The organism is Pseudomonas fungipugnans, assembly GCF_029955235.1.
Taxonomy (GTDB): domain Bacteria; phylum Pseudomonadota; class Gammaproteobacteria; order Pseudomonadales; family Pseudomonadaceae; genus Aquipseudomonas; species Aquipseudomonas fungipugnans.
Genome location: NZ_JARBWL010000001.1, coordinates 941,847 through 956,689 on the forward strand (window position 1 = coordinate 941,847; position 14,843 = coordinate 956,689).

Below are 14,843 nucleotides of genomic sequence, written 5' to 3' on the forward strand. Positions count from 1 at the left end.
CTCCACAGAGTAACGATCATTCGATCGCCCATGAAACCCGTGTGGAGAATAACCAATGGACGGATTTACCCTGCGCCACCTCGCCCTGGCCGTTGCCTTGAGCACCAGCATGGGCACCGCGTTTGCGGCCACTTCCAATGACTTTGTCGACAACGCGGCCGCTGGCGGGATCTCGGAAATCGAAACCAGTCGCCTGGCCCTGCAAAAAAGCTCATCGGCGGACGTCAAGGATTTCGCCAACATGATGATCACCGACCACTCCAAGGCCAACGACGAACTGGCAGCCATTGCCCAGAAAAACGACATCAAGGTCCCGGACAGCACGACCCTGGTGAAACAGGCCAAGGAAAAAATTCTCGACATGCGCGATGACTCGTTCGATGCGGCCTACGCCAACAATCAGGTGAAGGCCCACGAAGACACCATCGCCCTGTTCAAGAAGGAAGCCGACACGGTGACTGACGATCAGGTCAAAGGCGCGACCGAACTCAAAGGCTTCGCCCAGAAAATGCTGCCGGCGCTGCAAAAGCACCTGGACATGGCGAAGAAACTGCAGGCTGCGCATCCGAGCAAATGATTGGCCTGAAACGAAAGAACCGCCTCGATTGGGGCGGTTTTTTTATGCACGTCATCCAACAGAACACCACACTCCCACAGGTTTTGTGTTCGCTTCGCCGGGCAGCCTTGGGCAGCGCCTACTAGAGTTATCGCAAGTTTTGCGCGGGAGAAAAAAATCCTGTCCCGGGCGAACAACTATTTCATACGGCAAATGTCATTGAATCGCGTCGATCAATTTTTGGGGAGTCGGCGTTACTTCTTCAGGAGCTCAGCACATGGCAGCACTGCAAATCAGCACACTCGATGCGATGAAAAACAACCAGACGCAACTGCTCAGCGCATGGACCAACGGCCTCGAATCCAGCGGCGCCACGCGCAATCTCAAGGAACAGGACCTCAGGCAGCAAACTTCGGAGTTTCTGCAATTGGTCACCCGTGGTCTAGAAAACGGCAACGGCACCAACATCAGCTCGCCAGGTTGGGACGAAACCCGCCAGTTCCTGGAAAAGCTGTCCCACAGCCGCGCCCTGCTCGGCCAGGACTCGCACCAGACTGCCAGCTTCATCTTCTCTCTCAAGGGCCCGATGTTCGCCCTGCTGCAAAGCCACTACAAAGAAAACCCGGCGGTGCTGGCCGAACAACTCTGGGAAGTCTCGGAGCTGCTCGACGCGCTGGGCATGCACACCATCCGCACGTTCCAGAAATCCCGCGAGTCGGTGATCCAGCGTCAGCAGGAAGAACTGCTGGAACTCTCGACCCCGGTGGTCAAGCTGTGGGACGGCGTGTTGGCCCTGCCGATGATTGGCACACTCGACTCCCAGCGCACCCAGGTGGTGATGGAGTCGCTGTTGCAGCGCATCGTTGATACCGGTTCGGAAATCGCCATCATCGACATCACCGGTGTGCCGACCGTCGATACCCTGGTGGCGCAGCACCTGCTCAAGACCGTGACCGCCATTCGCCTGATGGGTGCCGACTGCATCATCAGTGGCGTGCGCCCGCAAATCGCCCAGACCATCGTCCACCTCGGGCTTGACCTGCAAGGCGTGGTCACCAAGGCCAACCTGGCTGATGCGCTGAAGCTGGCCCTGACCCGTCTGGGAATCACCGTCACCAAGGCAGTTTAAGCCGATGGACAGAATTCCTATTTTGCAGATGGGCGACTTTCTGCTGGTGACCATCCAGGTCGACATGCATGACCAGCTCGCGCTGACCTTGCAGGACGACTTGTCCGAACGCATCAGCCGCACGTCCGCCCGTGGCGTGTTGATCGATATCTCGGCGCTGGACATGGTCGACTCGTTCATTGGCCGGATGATCGGCACCATCTCCGGCCTGTCGAAAATCATGGACGCCGAAACCGTGCTGGTGGGCATGCAACCGGCGGTGGCGATCACCCTGGTGGAACTGGGGCTGACCCTGCCCGGCGTCAGCACGGCGTTGAACGTCGAGCGCGGGATGAAACTGCTGCAAGCCCGGGTACAGCGGCAATGACCCTGCGCAGCAGCGGTTCCCAACCGATCAACATCGAACAGGACGTGGTGCTGGCCCGCCAGACCGCGCGCAAACTGGCCACCGAGTGCGGCATGCGCCTGATTGACCTGACCAAGTTCGTCACCGCCGTCAGCGAGCTGGCGCGCAATACCATGGTCTATGGCGGTGGCGGAGACATGGACTGGCAGATCCTCGATGAAAACGCCAGGGTTGGCTTGCGCCTGACGTTTCGCGACGAAGGTCCCGGCATTGCCGACGTCAAACTGGCAATGACCGATGGCTGGACCTCCGGCAGCGGCCTGGGCCTGGGTTTGACCGGGGCCAAACGGCTGGTGGATGAGTTCGAACTCGACACCGCGCCCGGCAAAGGCACACGCATAACGATTACCCGATGGACATGAATATCGGCGGCACCTTGACCCTCGTGCTGCCGGTCGAAGACAGCAGCCAGATCGGCCATGCCCGGCGCACTGCGCAGAGGCTGGCCGAGCAGCATGGCTTCGACGCCACCGACGCCGGGCGCGTCGCGCTGGTGGCCACGGAACTGGCCAGCAACGTGCTCAAACACGCGACACACGGTGAACTGCACCTGCGCGCCCTGCCCCGGGCCAACGGTTTTGGCATCGAGATACTGGCAGTGGACCGTGCCCAGGGATTCGATCTGCACGCGTGCCTGGCGGACGGATTTTCCACCGGCGGCACCCAGGGCATCGGCCTTGGCGCCGTTTCGCGCCAGACCGACGTCTTCGATGTGTATGCCGATGCCCGTGGCGCGGTGTTGCTGGCGCGTCTGTATTCGCGCACCGACAAGGCGCCGGACAGGCGCTTGGGCGTCAGTCAGCACTCGCTGCATAACATGGCGGCGTGCGGCGATGTCTGGCATCTGGCCTTTGACGGGGCGAACATCAGCGCGCTGGTGATCGACGGCCTGGGCCATGGCGAAGAAGCCGAACGCGCAGGCCGTGCCGGGGAGCAGGCATTTGCCCTTGACCCCTTCGCCTCGCCGACCCTGTTGCTGGAAGACCTGCATCGCAGCATGATCGGCACCCGTGGCGGCGCAGTGGCCATTGCGCAATACGATGCTCGCCAAGGCACGCTCACATTCATCGGAATCGGCAATATCGGCGCCAGCCTGATTGCCCCGGACAAGTCCCGTGGCCTGGCCTCCCACCCCGGTATCGTCGGTGGCCAATACCGAAAAGCCCAGCCCTTTGACTATGCTCACGTGAATGGACATCTATTGATCATGTACAGCGATGGCCTGCAGTCCCGTTGGAACCTGCAAGACTACCCCGGCCTGGTGCATCGCCACCCGGCCGTGATAGCCGCCGTCCTGAACCGCGATTTCTCTCGCGGCCGGGACGACATAACGGTGCTGGTCGTTGCCCTGGAGGCCGCCCATGACTGAGTCGCCGAACCTGACACCGGACGAACAGAACGCGTTGATCCGCCGCTTGCAAGGCGAAGCCGACGCCCTGCGTGAAGAACTGGATGAAACCAATCAAGGCGTTCTGGCGCTGTATGCCGAGCTCGACAACCAGGCCGAAGAACTGCGCCAGGCGTCGGACCTCAAAAGCCGGTTCCTGTCGTACATGAGCCACGAATTTCGCACGCCACTGGGTTCGATCCTGAGCATCGCCAGCCTGTTGACCGACGAGCTTGACGGCCCGCTGAGCCCTGAACAGCACAAACAAGTGGCCTTCGTCAGCACCGCCGCCCGCGAGTTGAGCGACATGGTCGATGACTTGCTGGACCTGGCAAAAATCGAAGCCGGTCGCATCACCATTTCCCCGGCCTGGTTCGACATGTTCGATTTGTTCGCCGCCCTGCGCGGCATGTTTCGCCCGATCGTCGATGCCAGCGCCGTGGACCTGATTTTCGAAGAACCGGCGGGTTTGCCGCGCCTGTTCACCGACGACAAGAAGCTGGCCCAGATCCTGCGCAATTTCATTTCCAACTCGTTGAAGTTCACCACCCGTGGCGAAGTGCGGGTTTCGGCTCGCCTCGAAGGCGCAGACCATGTGCGTTTTGCCGTCAGCGACACCGGAATCGGTATCGCTGCCGAATTGCATGGTGCATTGTTCGAGGACTTTTCCCAGGTTGATTCGCCCCTGCAAAAACGCCTGCGCGGCACCGGCCTGGGCTTGTCCCTGTGCAAACGCTTCGCTGAGCTGCTGGGCGGCGAAGTCGGGGTCGAGAGCACGCCAGGGGTCGGTTCGACCTTCTTCGTGATCATCCCGCTGGCCATTGCCGTGGAGCCTGTCGATGAAACGTGACATCCGCCTGCTGATCGTCGACGACAACGTCGCCACCCGCTACGCCCTGCGTCGGCGTCTGGAACTGCATGGCTACATCGTGCTGGAAGCCGGCACCGGTGGCGACGGGCTCGCGCTGATCGACAACGAGTGGATCGACGCGCTGATTCTGGACGTCAACCTGCCGGACATGAGCGGTTTCGACATCGTGCGCAAACTGCGTTCGGAGCCAGGCACCGCGCTGCTGCCGGTGATTCATGTGTCCGCCGCCTCGATTCAGACCGGCGACATCATCACCGGCCTGGATGCCGGCGCCGATGCGTACCTGATTCACCCCGTGGACCCGGACGTGCTGCTGGCAACCCTGCGCACCCTGCTGCGGGTACGCGATACCGAGAACGCCCTGCGCGAAAGCGAGGCGCGTTTTCGCGAGATCTTCGTCAACGTCTCGGCGCCCATCGCGGTGATGGACGCCAGCCTCAAAGTCCACGAATGCAACCACGCCTTTGCCCAGCTGATTCAGGACAATCGCGACCCGGACAGCCTCGGCGAGTGCTTTGCCGAGGATCAGGACGCAGTGCTTGATGAGTTGCGCCTGCGCCTGGCCTACGGTGAACGCTGGAGAGGCACGTTGAACATGCGCGTCGAAGGCCAGATTCGCGAAACCGAGTGGCAGATTTCGCCCTATCGCACGCCGGAGCTGAGCCTGGTGTTCGTCGAGGACGTGACCGAACACCGTCACCGCGAACGCTCGCACCTGGCACGACTTGACGATGCCACTACGCAATTGGCCAAGGAAGTCGCCGAGCGGGTGCGCACCGAAGCACAACTGTTGCAAGTGCAGAAGATGGATGCGCTGGGCAAGCTCACCGGCGGCATCGCCCATGACTTCAACAACCTGCTCACCGGCATCATCACCAGCCTGGAGCTGATCCAGAAGCGCATTGCCGGTGGCCGTACCGACAAGGTCCAGTTCTACACCGAGGCGGCCCTGAACTCGGCCATGAGCGCTGCGTCCCTGACCCATCGCCTGCTGGCATTCGCCCGCCAACAGCCTCTCGACACGCGCCCGGTGGACATCAACGAACACGTGCGTTCGCTTGAGGAATTGCTGGTGCGCACCATCGGCGAACGCATCGCACTGAAGCTGGAACTGACCTCAAAATCCGCCATCGCGCTGGTCGATCCGATTCAGCTGGAAAGCGCGGTGCTCAACCTGGTGATCAACGCCCGTGACGCGCTGCCCAAGGGTGGCAATATCTGGGTCAGCACCTACGCCGCCTACTCCCACGGCGACCCCAATATGGCGGACGGCGCCTATGTGGCGCTGGCGGTGCGCGACGACGGCACCGGCATCGAACACAGCGTGATCGACAAGGTCTTCGATCCGTTCTTCACCACCAAGCCGCTGGGCCAGGGCACAGGGCTGGGGCTGTCGACCATCTACGGCTTCGCCCGACAATCGGGGGGTGATGCGCACATCCGCAGCGTCGCCAGCCGTGGCACCGAAGTGACCATCATGTTGCCCGCCAGCGCCGACCCGACCGCCCGTGAGCCCGAACCCTCGGTGGTGGACGCGCAAGGCTCGGGGGAACATGTGCTGATCGTCGAAGACATGCCGTCGGTGCGCATGTTCGTCGCTGAAGTGCTGGTGGACGCCGGTTATCGCTGCACCCAGGCCAGCGACGTCGAAGCGGCGCTGGAGCGTCTGCAAAACGATCACTCCATCGACCTGATGCTCACCGACGTCGGCCTGCCGCGCATGAGCGGACGCGAGCTGGCGGATGTGGCGCGTGGCTGGCGCACGGGGCTACCGGTTCTGTTCATGACCGGCTATGCCGAGAACGCCCTTGATCGTCAGATGTTTCTCGGGGAAGGAATGGAAATGCTGGTGAAACCGTTTCAGATCAGCGAGCTGCTGGACAAGGTGCGGCGCACGATTGATGGAGTTTGATTACCCCTTCTCTGCGTAGGAACGAGATTTTTTGTGGCGAGGGAGCTTGCTCCCGCTTGAGCGCGCAGCACTCACAAAGTCTGTGGTTTGTCGCAGATTTTGGGGCCGCTTCGCAGCCCGGCGCGAGCAAGCTCACTCGCCACAGAAGCTCGCTCCCACAGGGGGCGGCGTTTGATCAGATATTGCCAAGGACCTGGGCCACCACACTGCGTAGGAACGAGTTTTTTTGTGGCGAGGGAGCTTGCTCCCGCTTGAGCGCGCAGCACTCACAAAGTCTGTGGTATGTCGCAGATTTCGGGGCCGCTTCGCAGCCCGGCGCGAGCAAGCTCGCTCGCCACAGAAGCTCGCTCCCACAGGGGTCGGCGTTTGATCAGATATTGCCAAGGACCTGGGCCACCACACTGCGTAGGAACAAGGTTTTTTGTGGCGAGGGAGCTTGCTCCCGCTTGAGCGCGCAGCACTCACAAAGTCTGTGGTATGTCGCAGATTTCGGGGCCGCTTCGCAGCCCGGCGCGAGCAAGCTCGCTCGCCACAGAAGCTCGCTCCCACAGGGGTCGGCGTTTGATCAGATATTGCCAAGGACCTGAGCCACCACACTGCGTAGGAGCGAGGTTTTTTTGTGGCGAGGGAGCTTGCTCCCGCTTGAGCGCGCAGCACTCACAAAGTCTGTGGTTTGTCGCAGATCTTGGGGCCGCTTCGCAGCCCGGCGCGAGCAAGCTCGCTCGCCACAGACGCTCGCTCCCACAGGGGGCGGCGTTTGATCAGATATTGCCAAGGACCTGGGCCACCACACTGCGTAGGAACGAGGTTTTTGTGGCGAGGGAGCTTGCTCCCGCTTGAGCGCGCAGCACTCACAAAATCTGTGGTATGTCGCAGATTTTGGGGCCGCTTCGCAGCCCGGCGCGGGCAAGCTCGCTCGCCACAGAAGCTCGCTCCCACAGGGGTCGGCGTTTGATCAGATATTGCCAAGGACCTGGGCCACCACACTGCGTAGGAACGAGGTTTTTTGTGGCGAGGGAGCTTGCTCCCGCTTGAGCGCGCAGCACTCACAAAGTCTGTGGTATGTCGCAGATTTTGGGGCCGCTTCGCAGCCCGGCGCGAGCAAGCTCGCTCGCCACAGACGCTCGCTCCCACAGGGGTCGGCGTTTGATCAAATATTGCCAAGGACCTGGGCCACCACACTGCGTAGGAGCGAGGTTTTTTTGTGGCGAGGGAGCTTGCTCCCGCTTGAGCGCGCAGCACTCACAAAGTCTGTGGTTTGTCGCAGATTTTGGGGCCGCTTCGCAGCCCGGCGCGAGCAAGCTCGCTCGCCACAGAAGCTCGCTCCCACAGGGGTCGGCGTTTGATCAGATATTGCCAAGGACCTGGGCCAAAAACGGCGCCGTCCGGCTCTTCTTGCTCGCCGCCACTTTCTGCGGCGTCCCGGCCACCACCACCCGCCCGCCCTGATCCCCTGCCCCCGGTCCCATGTCGATCACCCAGTCACTCTGGGCCACCACACGCATTTCATGTTCGACCACGATCACCGTATGCCCCGCCATCACCAGCACATTCAATTGCGCCAGCAATCGATCCACGTCCCGAGGATGCAAACCGGTGGTGGGCTCGTCCAGCACATACAAGGTCGCGCCGCGTGCGTTGCGTTGCAGCTCGGTGGCCAGTTTGATCCGCTGGGCTTCGCCGCCGGACAACTCGGTGGCGGGTTGACCCAGGCGCAGATAACCGAGGCCGATGTCGCTCAGCACTTGCAGCGAGCGACGAATTCCCGGTTGCTCGGCGAACACCGGCACCGCTTCGTCCACCGTCAATTGCAACACCTGCGCGATGTTCAAGCCTTGCCAACTGATCGCCAGCGTCTGGGGGTTATAACGGGCGCCGTGGCAGGTCGGGCATGGCGCATAGACACTGGGCATGAACAGCAACTCGACGCTGACAAAACCTTCCCCTTCGCAAGTCGGGCAACGGCCCTTGGCGACGTTGAACGAAAACTGCCCCGCGTCGTAGCCTTGCGCTTTCGCCTCGGGCGTGGCGGCGTAGAGTTTGCGGACCTGGTCGAACAACCCGGTGTAGGTCGCCAGATTGGAGCGCGGCGTACGGCCGATGGGTTTCTGGTCGACCTGCACCAGTCGCTTGATCGCGTCCAGGCCGGCGGTGACTTGACCGTCGCTGACTTGCGGGGCATCGTCTTCCAGGCTCAATTCTTCTGCTTCACGGTCATTCACCACGCGCCCCAGGTGCGCGCCCACCAGCTCCAGCAGCGCCTGACTGACCAGGCTCGACTTGCCTGAACCCGACACGCCGGTCACCGCCGTAAAACAGCCCAGCGGGAACTCGACAGTGAGGCTGTTCAGGTTGTTGCGGCTGATGCCCTCCAGACGCAACCAGTCCGACGGCTTTCGTGCGGGGCGTGACTGCGGGGCCTGGTCGGCGAACAGGTAGGCGCGGGTCTGCGACTCGTCTACCTGCGCCAGACCGGACGGCGGCCCGCTGTACAGCACCCGTCCGCCATGCTCGCCCGCCGCTGGCCCGACATCGATCAGCCAGTCGGCGCGGCGCATGGTTTCCAGATCATGCTCGACCACAAACAACGTATTGCCCGCAGCCTTGAGGCGCTGCAAGGCCTCGAACAATGCTTCGCCATCAGCCGGATGCAGGCCGGCGGACGGCTCGTCCAGTACATAAATCACCCCGAATAACTGCGAACCCAATTGCGTCGCCAACCGCAAACGCTGCAGTTCGCCGGACGACAGCGTCGGCGTGCTTCGCTCCAACGCCAGATAACCAAGACCGAGATCCGTCAGGGTGCTGACCCGTTCCAGCAGGTCCTGGGCGATACGTTGCGCGGCCAGGCGTTTTTCCACCGACAGGTTCGGCGTATGGCGCACGTCGGGGGCGTTGGCGTGGCCGCTGGCGCCGTGGGCCACGCGCCGTTCGCGGGCGTCACGGGTTTGCTGGTGAGTCAGCACTTCGCCCGCTTCATCGGCTTGTTGCAGGTAGGCGTCGTCGGCCACCGGTTTGAGCACCTGTGCCACTTGCAGCAACGGCATCTGCGACAGCTCGCCAATGTCATAACCGGCAAACGTCACCGACAGCGCTTCGCGCTTGAGCCGCTTGCCGTCGCACAACGGGCAGGGACTGCCGAGCATGAATTGCGCGACGCGCTTCTTCATCAAGGCGCTCTGGGAATGGGTGAAGGTATGCAGGATGTAGCGCCGGGCGCCGCTGAACGTGCCCTGATAACTGGGTTCCAGTTTGCGCTTGAGGGCCACGCGGGTGTCTTCGGGGCTGAGCCCGGCGTACACCGGCACCGTGGGCGTTTCTTCGGTGAACAGAATCCAGTCGCGCTGTTTTTTCGGCAGGTCGCGCCAGGGCTTGTCCACGTCATAGCCCATCGTTACCAGAATGTCGCGCAAGTTCTGACCTTGCCAGGCCAGCGGCCAGGACGCCACTGCACGCTGGCGAATGGTCAGGCTCGGATCCGGCACCATCAGCGCCTCGGTGACTTCGTAGACACGGCCCAGGCCGTGGCATTCGGGGCATGCGCCTTGCGGCGTGTTCGGCGAAAAGTCCTCGGCGTACAGCATCGGCTGCCCCGGTGGGTAACTGCCGGCGCGGGAATAGAGCATGCGGATCAGGCTCGACAGGGTCGTCACGCTGCCCACCGAGGAGCGGGTACTCGGCGTGCCGCGCTGCTGTTGCAGGGCCACCGCTGGCGGCAGGCCGTCGATGGAGTCCACGTCCGGCACGCCGACCTGATCGATCAGGCGCCGGGCATAAGGCGCCACGGATTCAAAATAGCGGCGCTGGGCTTCGGCATACAGTGTGGAAAACGCCAGCGACGACTTGCCGGAACCGGAGACTCCGGTGAACACCACCAGCGAGTCCCGGGGGATGTCGACATCGACGTTCTTGAGGTTGTGTTCCCGGGCGCCGCGCACCCTGACCATGTTGGAAGGTGGGCTGGGGGTGTGCCTGGAAGTCATGGGTCAGCCTTGGTTCAGGTTAAAGGTGATGCCTGTGTGGCGAGGGAGCTTGCTCCCGCTGGGCTGCGCAGCAGTCCTGAAATCGGTATCCGAGATCTTTCTGACAAACCCCAAGCTCAGAAGTTGGGGTCGCTGCGCGATCCAGCGAGAGCAAGCTCCCTCGCGACACAGGCTCGCTCCCACAGGGGATGGTGCGCTGCATTAGCTACTCAGCACCATCCGCACCATCTGTGCCAGCCCCTCTGGCCCATACGGCTTGCTCAACAAATGCGTATGCGGGCTCAGTTGGTGGTTGCGCGAAATGATGTCGCGGGTATGCCCGGAGGTGAACAGCACCGCCACGGGGGGCTCCTGGACCTTGGCCCAGGCCGCCAGGTCGGAACTCTTGATCAGACCGGGCATGACCACGTCGGTGAAAATCAGGTCCACTGCCAGGCCCTCCAGCAACATCTGCATGGCCATGTCGCCATTGATGGCGGTATGCACCTGATAGCCCTCTTCGCGCAGCAGTTCCACCGCGGAACTGCGCACCGCTTCGTTGTCTTCCACCACCAGAATGCTTTCGTGGCCGCCCTGATGTGCCGAGCCGTGCGCCAGGTTTTCGCCGGTCAATGGTCGCAGGCTGCGAGGAAAGTACACCTGCACCCGGGTGCCCTCGCCCACCACGCTCGACATCTCGATGTGCCCACCACTCTGTTTGACGAAACCGAACACCATGCTCAGCCCCAGGCCGGTGCCCTGGCCGTCGGCCTTGGTGGTGAAGAATGGCTCGAATGCCTGAGCCAGCACCTGAGGCGGCATGCCCACGCCGCTGTCCGCCACCATCACCCGCACGTAGTCACCGGCGACGATGCCTTTGCCGGCGCAGAAGCGGCGATCGAGCACAATGTTCTGCGCCTCCAGCTCAATGACCCCCTCACCGTTCATGGCGTCGCGGGCATTGATCAGCAGATTGAGTATGGCGTTTTCGAACTGGTTGCGGTCCACGTGGATATGCCAGGACTCGGCAGGCAGTTGCACATCCAGCTGGATGGTTTCCCCCAGCGCTCGCTGCAACAGTTCCGCCAAACCTTCGAAGACCTGCCGTGGATCACAGACCGCCGGTGACAGCGGCTGACGACGGGCGAAGGCCAGCAATTGCGATGACAGCTTGGCCCCTCGCTCGACCGCCGCAATCGAGGCTCGGACACGACGCTGTACATTGGCATTATCCGGTTCGTGGCGGGCCAGCAGGTGCAGGTTGCCGGCGATCACTTGCAGCAGGTTGTTGAAGTCGTGCGCCACGCCCCCGGTCAGCCCGCCGATGGCTTCGAGCTTTTGTGACTGACGCAACTGCTCTTCCGCCGCCAGCCGCGCATCGACTTCTTCGGCGACTCGCTGTTCCAGATTGCGGGTGAACTTGAGCAATGATTCTTCGGCGCTCTTGCGTTCGTGGATATCGATCAATACGCCCGGGAAACGCAGCGGCACGCCCTGCTCGTTGAACTCGCAGCAGCCGCTGGCCAGGACCCACAGGTAACTGCCATCGGGGCGCAGGACCCGATATTCCGCATGGTAAGGGGCACCCGTTTCCACGGTTTGAGTGACTTGCTCCTTGACCCAGGCCTGATCATCGGGATGAATCCGCGCTTCGGCGATGTGCGCGGGCAAGTTGGCCAGGTTGTGGTGCTCTGGATAGGAAAAAGTGCGGGCGAAACGCTCGTCGCCGGACAGCACATCGGTTCTCAGATCCCAGACAAACGAGCCGAGCAACGCCCCGGCGTTCAGAGCCAGGCGCACCCGCTCGTTGTCGGCACGGTAAGCGGTTTCGGCTTCCTGGCGCCGGCGTTCGGAGATCACGTGCTCGGTGATCTCGACCACCATCGCCATCACCCCGCCAGGGCGTCCACCATCGTCGGCCACCGGGCTGTAATACAGATCCAGCCAGACGTCTTCCGGAACGCCGTCGCGCAACAGCACCAGCTCCTTGCCGGTATAGGACAAGGTGCCACCGGCCAGGCAGGTGTCCAGCACATGCCGGTTGAACTGCGCCACTTCCGGCCAGCCCAATTCCACAGGTGAACCCAGCAGGTACGGGTGACGGCCACCGGCAAAGGCGGAATAGGCATCGTTGTAAATCATGTAGCCGGGGTGCCCCCAGAGCATCACCATCGGCAGTGGGGACGCGAGCATCAGCTGCACTGCGCTGCACAGGCTTTGCGGCCAGGCGTCGAGGCTGCCCAGTTCGGTTTGGCTCCAGTCAAACGCACGGATACGCCCGGCCATTTCGCCGCGCCAGCCGGCACACCCGTGGCTATCAGATAGAAACTGCATCGACTGACTCTGTCTTCCTGTGATGACGCCCGTTGTTTCGAGCATCGGGGATGCCAATGGTTTCATTGAGGTATAGCTGATTCACAGTCACCAGGTTTTGTGGTGAACCGATGACCTGTGGGAGCGAGCCTGCCCGCGAAAGCGGCGCCTCGGTCACATCATTGCTGAATGTACCACCGCCTTCGCGAGCAGGCTCGCTCCCACGGGTTCGCAGGGTCAGGGCTCCAGCCCGATCCCGCGCAATATCACACTCGTCACCGTCTGCACCGCACGCTCGAACTGCATGTCCGACAGCGGTTGGTGGTCGTTGATGATGTTTACCTGGTGGTCAAAATCGGCGTAATGCTGGGTCGACGCCCAGATCATGTACAGCAGGCTTGAAGGCTCTATCGGCAGGATGCGTTTATCCTCCACCCACTGACGGATTTTCGCTTCCTTCATCTTGGCCCAGTCGTACAGGCTGACATCCAGCGCCTCACCCAGCGTCGGGGCACCATGAATAATCTCGTTGGCCCAGACTTTCGAACCGTAGGGCCGGCTACGGGAGTGGTTCATCTTGGCGCGGATGTAGCTGCTCAGAACGACGCGCGGGTCGTCGAACATCTCGAAACACAGCGCGTCCTGTTTCCACACTTCCAGCAGGTCGAACAACACCGCGCTGTAGAGCTCGCTCTTGGTGCTGAAGTAGTAATGCAGGTTGGAGCGCGGCAGTTGCACTTCGGCGGCAATGTCCGCCATCGCGGTACTGCCGAAGCCTTTTTCGGCGAAGACCTTCTCGGCGCCCAGCAGGATTTTCTCGACGTTACTGCGACGAATCTCGATCTTGTGATTGCCCATGAGGGCTCCCTGACAACAGCAATGCCCAAGACTAGCACCCGCTCTGGCCTCCCGGCGACAGCCTGAAACGAAACTTCGTACAGCGCGCTTGCGGCAGGTAAACTGCTGGCTTCTTCGATCCTGCCTCAGAGGTATTTCCCCATGCTGCTCAAGAAAACCCTGACCACCACCGCCCTGCTCGGCTCGCTGCTCGCCGCCTCTTCGGTGTTTGCCCACGCTCATCTGAAAAGTGAAACCCCGGCCGCCGACAGCACCGTGGCCGCACCAACGGACTTGCGCCTGGTGTTTTCCGAAGGCGTCGAAGCGAGCTTCACCAAGGTCAGCCTGACCAAGGACGGTGCTGCCGTTGCGGTAAAAAGCCTGACCACCGAAGGCGCGGACAAGAAAACCCTGATCGTCACCCCGGCAGCGCCTCTGGCAGCAGGTGACTACAAAGTCGAATGGCATGCGGTATCGGTCGACACCCACAAAAGCGAAGGCGCCTACAGCTTCAAGGTGGGTCAGTAATTCATGAGTGACGCGCTGGTGCTGGGCCGTTTCCTGCATTTCACCGTGGTGTTGATGCTGTTCGGGGCCTGGATTTTCAGGCCGTTGCTGCTCAGCGGTGAGGCAGTGAATCTGGACCGGCGCCTGGCGCGGGTCAGCGTCTGGCTGACCGCTGTAGCATTGGTCAGCGGCGTGGGCTGGTTGCTGCTGATCACCGCCAGCATGGCCGGTGCCTGGGACGCGGCATTCGACCCGTCGACCCTGGGCCTGGTCTTGAGCAACACCTTTTTCGGTCAGGTCTGGAGCGCACATCTGCTGTTCAACGGTGTACTGATGGCGTTGCTGCTGTCGCCATGGCGCCCGAATGCGCCGCTGCGAATCGGCCTCGCCAGCCTGCTGCTGGCGACCCTCGCCCCCGTGGGCCACGGCGCGATGCTCGACGGGCTCAGCGGGCAACTGCTGATTCTCAACCAGATCATTCACCTGACCTGCGTCGGCATCTGGCTGGGCGGCCTGATGCTGTTGGTGATGATTTTGCGTCATCCCGATGGCCACTCATTGAGCGCGGTGTTACGCCGGTTCAGTGGGGTCGGTTATGCGTTGGTGGCGGGGCTGGTGATCACCGGGCTGATCAATGTGCGGGTGCTGACCGGCGCGTTCTGGCCGACGCCGCTGTTGTCCGGCTTTGCCTTGATCCTGTTGATCAAGGTGCTGCTGGTGGCGGTGATGCTGGGGCTGGCGTTGTTCAACCGGTTGCGAATCAAGGATTGTGAACAGCGGGTCGGCATGCTCAAGACCAGCGTGATTCTCGAATGGCTGCTGGGGATGGGGGCGGTGGCGGCGGTGTCGTTGCTGGGTACGTTGCCGCCGATGATTGCGTCCTGAAACGCAGATTCACGGTTGGGATGTGTGCTCAAGCAGACCTTTGAGTTGAACACACTACCTGTGGGACCAAGCCCGCTT

General features: G+C 62.0%; 12 protein-coding genes. 9 read left to right on the forward strand and 3 right to left on the reverse strand.

The genetic code is table 11. The features are described 5' to 3' along the window. Nucleotides 1–55: 55 nt before the first annotated feature. The 7 genes from POF45_RS03780 to POF45_RS03810 all read left to right on the forward strand — a co-directional run bounded on the left by POF45_RS03780 (nucleotide 56) and on the right by POF45_RS03810 (nucleotide 6,261). Nucleotides 56–577, forward strand: coding sequence for a DUF4142 domain-containing protein (locus tag POF45_RS03780; RefSeq protein ID WP_282315110.1), 522 nt, complete (start codon nucleotides 56–58; stop codon nucleotides 575–577). 256 nt (nucleotides 578–833) lie between these two features. Continuing rightward, the gene (locus POF45_RS03785) at nucleotides 834–1,685 is read left to right on the forward strand and encodes an STAS domain-containing protein (RefSeq protein ID WP_259494569.1); all 852 of its coding nucleotides are present in this window, start codon (nucleotides 834–836) and stop codon (nucleotides 1,683–1,685) included. 4 nt (nucleotides 1,686–1,689) lie between these two features. Then, nucleotides 1,690–2,052 (forward strand): STAS domain-containing protein, encoded by a 363-nt coding sequence (locus POF45_RS03790; protein WP_259494570.1) that lies wholly within the window; start codon nucleotides 1,690–1,692, stop codon nucleotides 2,050–2,052. Continuing rightward, nucleotides 2,049–2,453 carry an anti-sigma regulatory factor gene (locus tag POF45_RS03795; RefSeq protein WP_259494571.1) on the forward strand — a complete coding sequence of 135 codons (405 nt, stop codon included), beginning with the start codon at nucleotides 2,049–2,051 and terminating at the stop codon, nucleotides 2,451–2,453. Before POF45_RS03790 ends, POF45_RS03795 begins: the two co-directional genes overlap by 4 nt. Beyond that, on the forward strand, nucleotides 2,450–3,460 hold the full coding sequence (locus POF45_RS03800) for an ATP-binding protein (protein ID WP_282315997.1): 1,011 nt from the start codon (nucleotides 2,450–2,452) through the stop codon (nucleotides 3,458–3,460). Before POF45_RS03795 ends, POF45_RS03800 begins: the two co-directional genes overlap by 4 nt. Beyond that, entirely contained in the window at nucleotides 3,453–4,328 is an 876-nt protein-coding gene (locus tag POF45_RS03805) for a sensor histidine kinase (RefSeq protein WP_259494573.1), read from the forward strand. Before POF45_RS03800 ends, POF45_RS03805 begins: the two co-directional genes overlap by 8 nt. Next, entirely contained in the window at nucleotides 4,318–6,261 is a 1,944-nt protein-coding gene (locus POF45_RS03810; RefSeq protein WP_282315111.1) for a response regulator, read from the forward strand. The genes POF45_RS03805 and POF45_RS03810 overlap by 11 nt, the downstream gene beginning before the upstream one ends. Before the next feature lie 1,346 nt (nucleotides 6,262–7,607). Here POF45_RS03810 and POF45_RS03815 read toward each other — a convergent pair. From POF45_RS03815 to POF45_RS03825, 3 genes are all read right to left on the reverse strand, one after another. After that, nucleotides 7,608–10,244, reverse strand: a complete 2,637-nt coding sequence (locus POF45_RS03815) for an excinuclease ABC subunit UvrA (RefSeq protein ID WP_282315112.1) — start codon at nucleotides 10,242–10,244, stop codon at nucleotides 7,608–7,610. A gap of 201 nt (nucleotides 10,245–10,445) precedes the next feature. Further along, nucleotides 10,446–12,557, reverse strand: a complete 2,112-nt coding sequence (locus POF45_RS03820) for a hybrid sensor histidine kinase/response regulator (protein ID WP_282315113.1) — start codon at nucleotides 12,555–12,557, stop codon at nucleotides 10,446–10,448. Nucleotides 12,558–12,773: 216 nt separating this feature from the next. Continuing rightward, nucleotides 12,774–13,394, reverse strand: coding sequence for a TetR/AcrR family transcriptional regulator (locus tag POF45_RS03825; protein ID WP_259494578.1), 621 nt, complete (start codon nucleotides 13,392–13,394; stop codon nucleotides 12,774–12,776). Between the two features lie 141 nt (nucleotides 13,395–13,535). On the opposite strand from POF45_RS03825, the gene copC reads away from it, so the two are divergent. Next, complete coding sequence (gene copC / locus POF45_RS03830) at nucleotides 13,536–13,901, forward strand: copper homeostasis periplasmic binding protein CopC (protein WP_259494579.1); 366 nt, start codon at nucleotides 13,536–13,538, stop codon at nucleotides 13,899–13,901. Between the two features lie 3 nt (nucleotides 13,902–13,904). Then, a complete protein-coding gene (gene copD / locus POF45_RS03835; protein WP_259494580.1) occupies nucleotides 13,905–14,765 on the forward strand; it encodes a copper homeostasis membrane protein CopD in 861 nt (286 codons plus the stop codon). Nucleotides 14,766–14,843: the final 78 nt, after the last annotated feature.

Excerpts from the sequence above, each read along its gene's own strand:
- POF45_RS03805 (WP_259494573.1), top strand. The coding sequence starts at position 3,453 with ATGACTGAGTCGCCGAACCTGACACCGGACGAACAGAACGCGTTGATC.
- POF45_RS03825 (WP_259494578.1), bottom strand. The coding sequence starts at position 13,394 with ATGGGCAATCACAAGATCGAGATTCGTCGCAGTAACGTCGAGAAAATC.
- POF45_RS03780 (WP_282315110.1), top strand. The coding sequence starts at position 56 with ATGGACGGATTTACCCTGCGCCACCTCGCCCTGGCCGTTGCCTTGAGC.
- POF45_RS03785 (WP_259494569.1), top strand. The coding sequence starts at position 834 with ATGGCAGCACTGCAAATCAGCACACTCGATGCGATGAAAAACAACCAG.
- POF45_RS03800 (WP_282315997.1), top strand. The coding sequence starts at position 2,450 with ATGAATATCGGCGGCACCTTGACCCTCGTGCTGCCGGTCGAAGACAGC.
- POF45_RS03820 (WP_282315113.1), bottom strand. The coding sequence starts at position 12,557 with ATGCAGTTTCTATCTGATAGCCACGGGTGTGCCGGCTGGCGCGGCGAA.
- POF45_RS03795 (WP_259494571.1), top strand. The coding sequence starts at position 2,049 with ATGACCCTGCGCAGCAGCGGTTCCCAACCGATCAACATCGAACAGGAC.
- POF45_RS03790 (WP_259494570.1), top strand. The coding sequence starts at position 1,690 with ATGGACAGAATTCCTATTTTGCAGATGGGCGACTTTCTGCTGGTGACC.
- POF45_RS03815 (WP_282315112.1), bottom strand. The coding sequence starts at position 10,244 with ATGACTTCCAGGCACACCCCCAGCCCACCTTCCAACATGGTCAGGGTG.
- POF45_RS03810 (WP_282315111.1), top strand. The coding sequence starts at position 4,318 with ATGAAACGTGACATCCGCCTGCTGATCGTCGACGACAACGTCGCCACC.
- copD (WP_259494580.1), top strand. The coding sequence starts at position 13,905 with ATGAGTGACGCGCTGGTGCTGGGCCGTTTCCTGCATTTCACCGTGGTG.
- copC (WP_259494579.1), top strand. The coding sequence starts at position 13,536 with ATGCTGCTCAAGAAAACCCTGACCACCACCGCCCTGCTCGGCTCGCTG.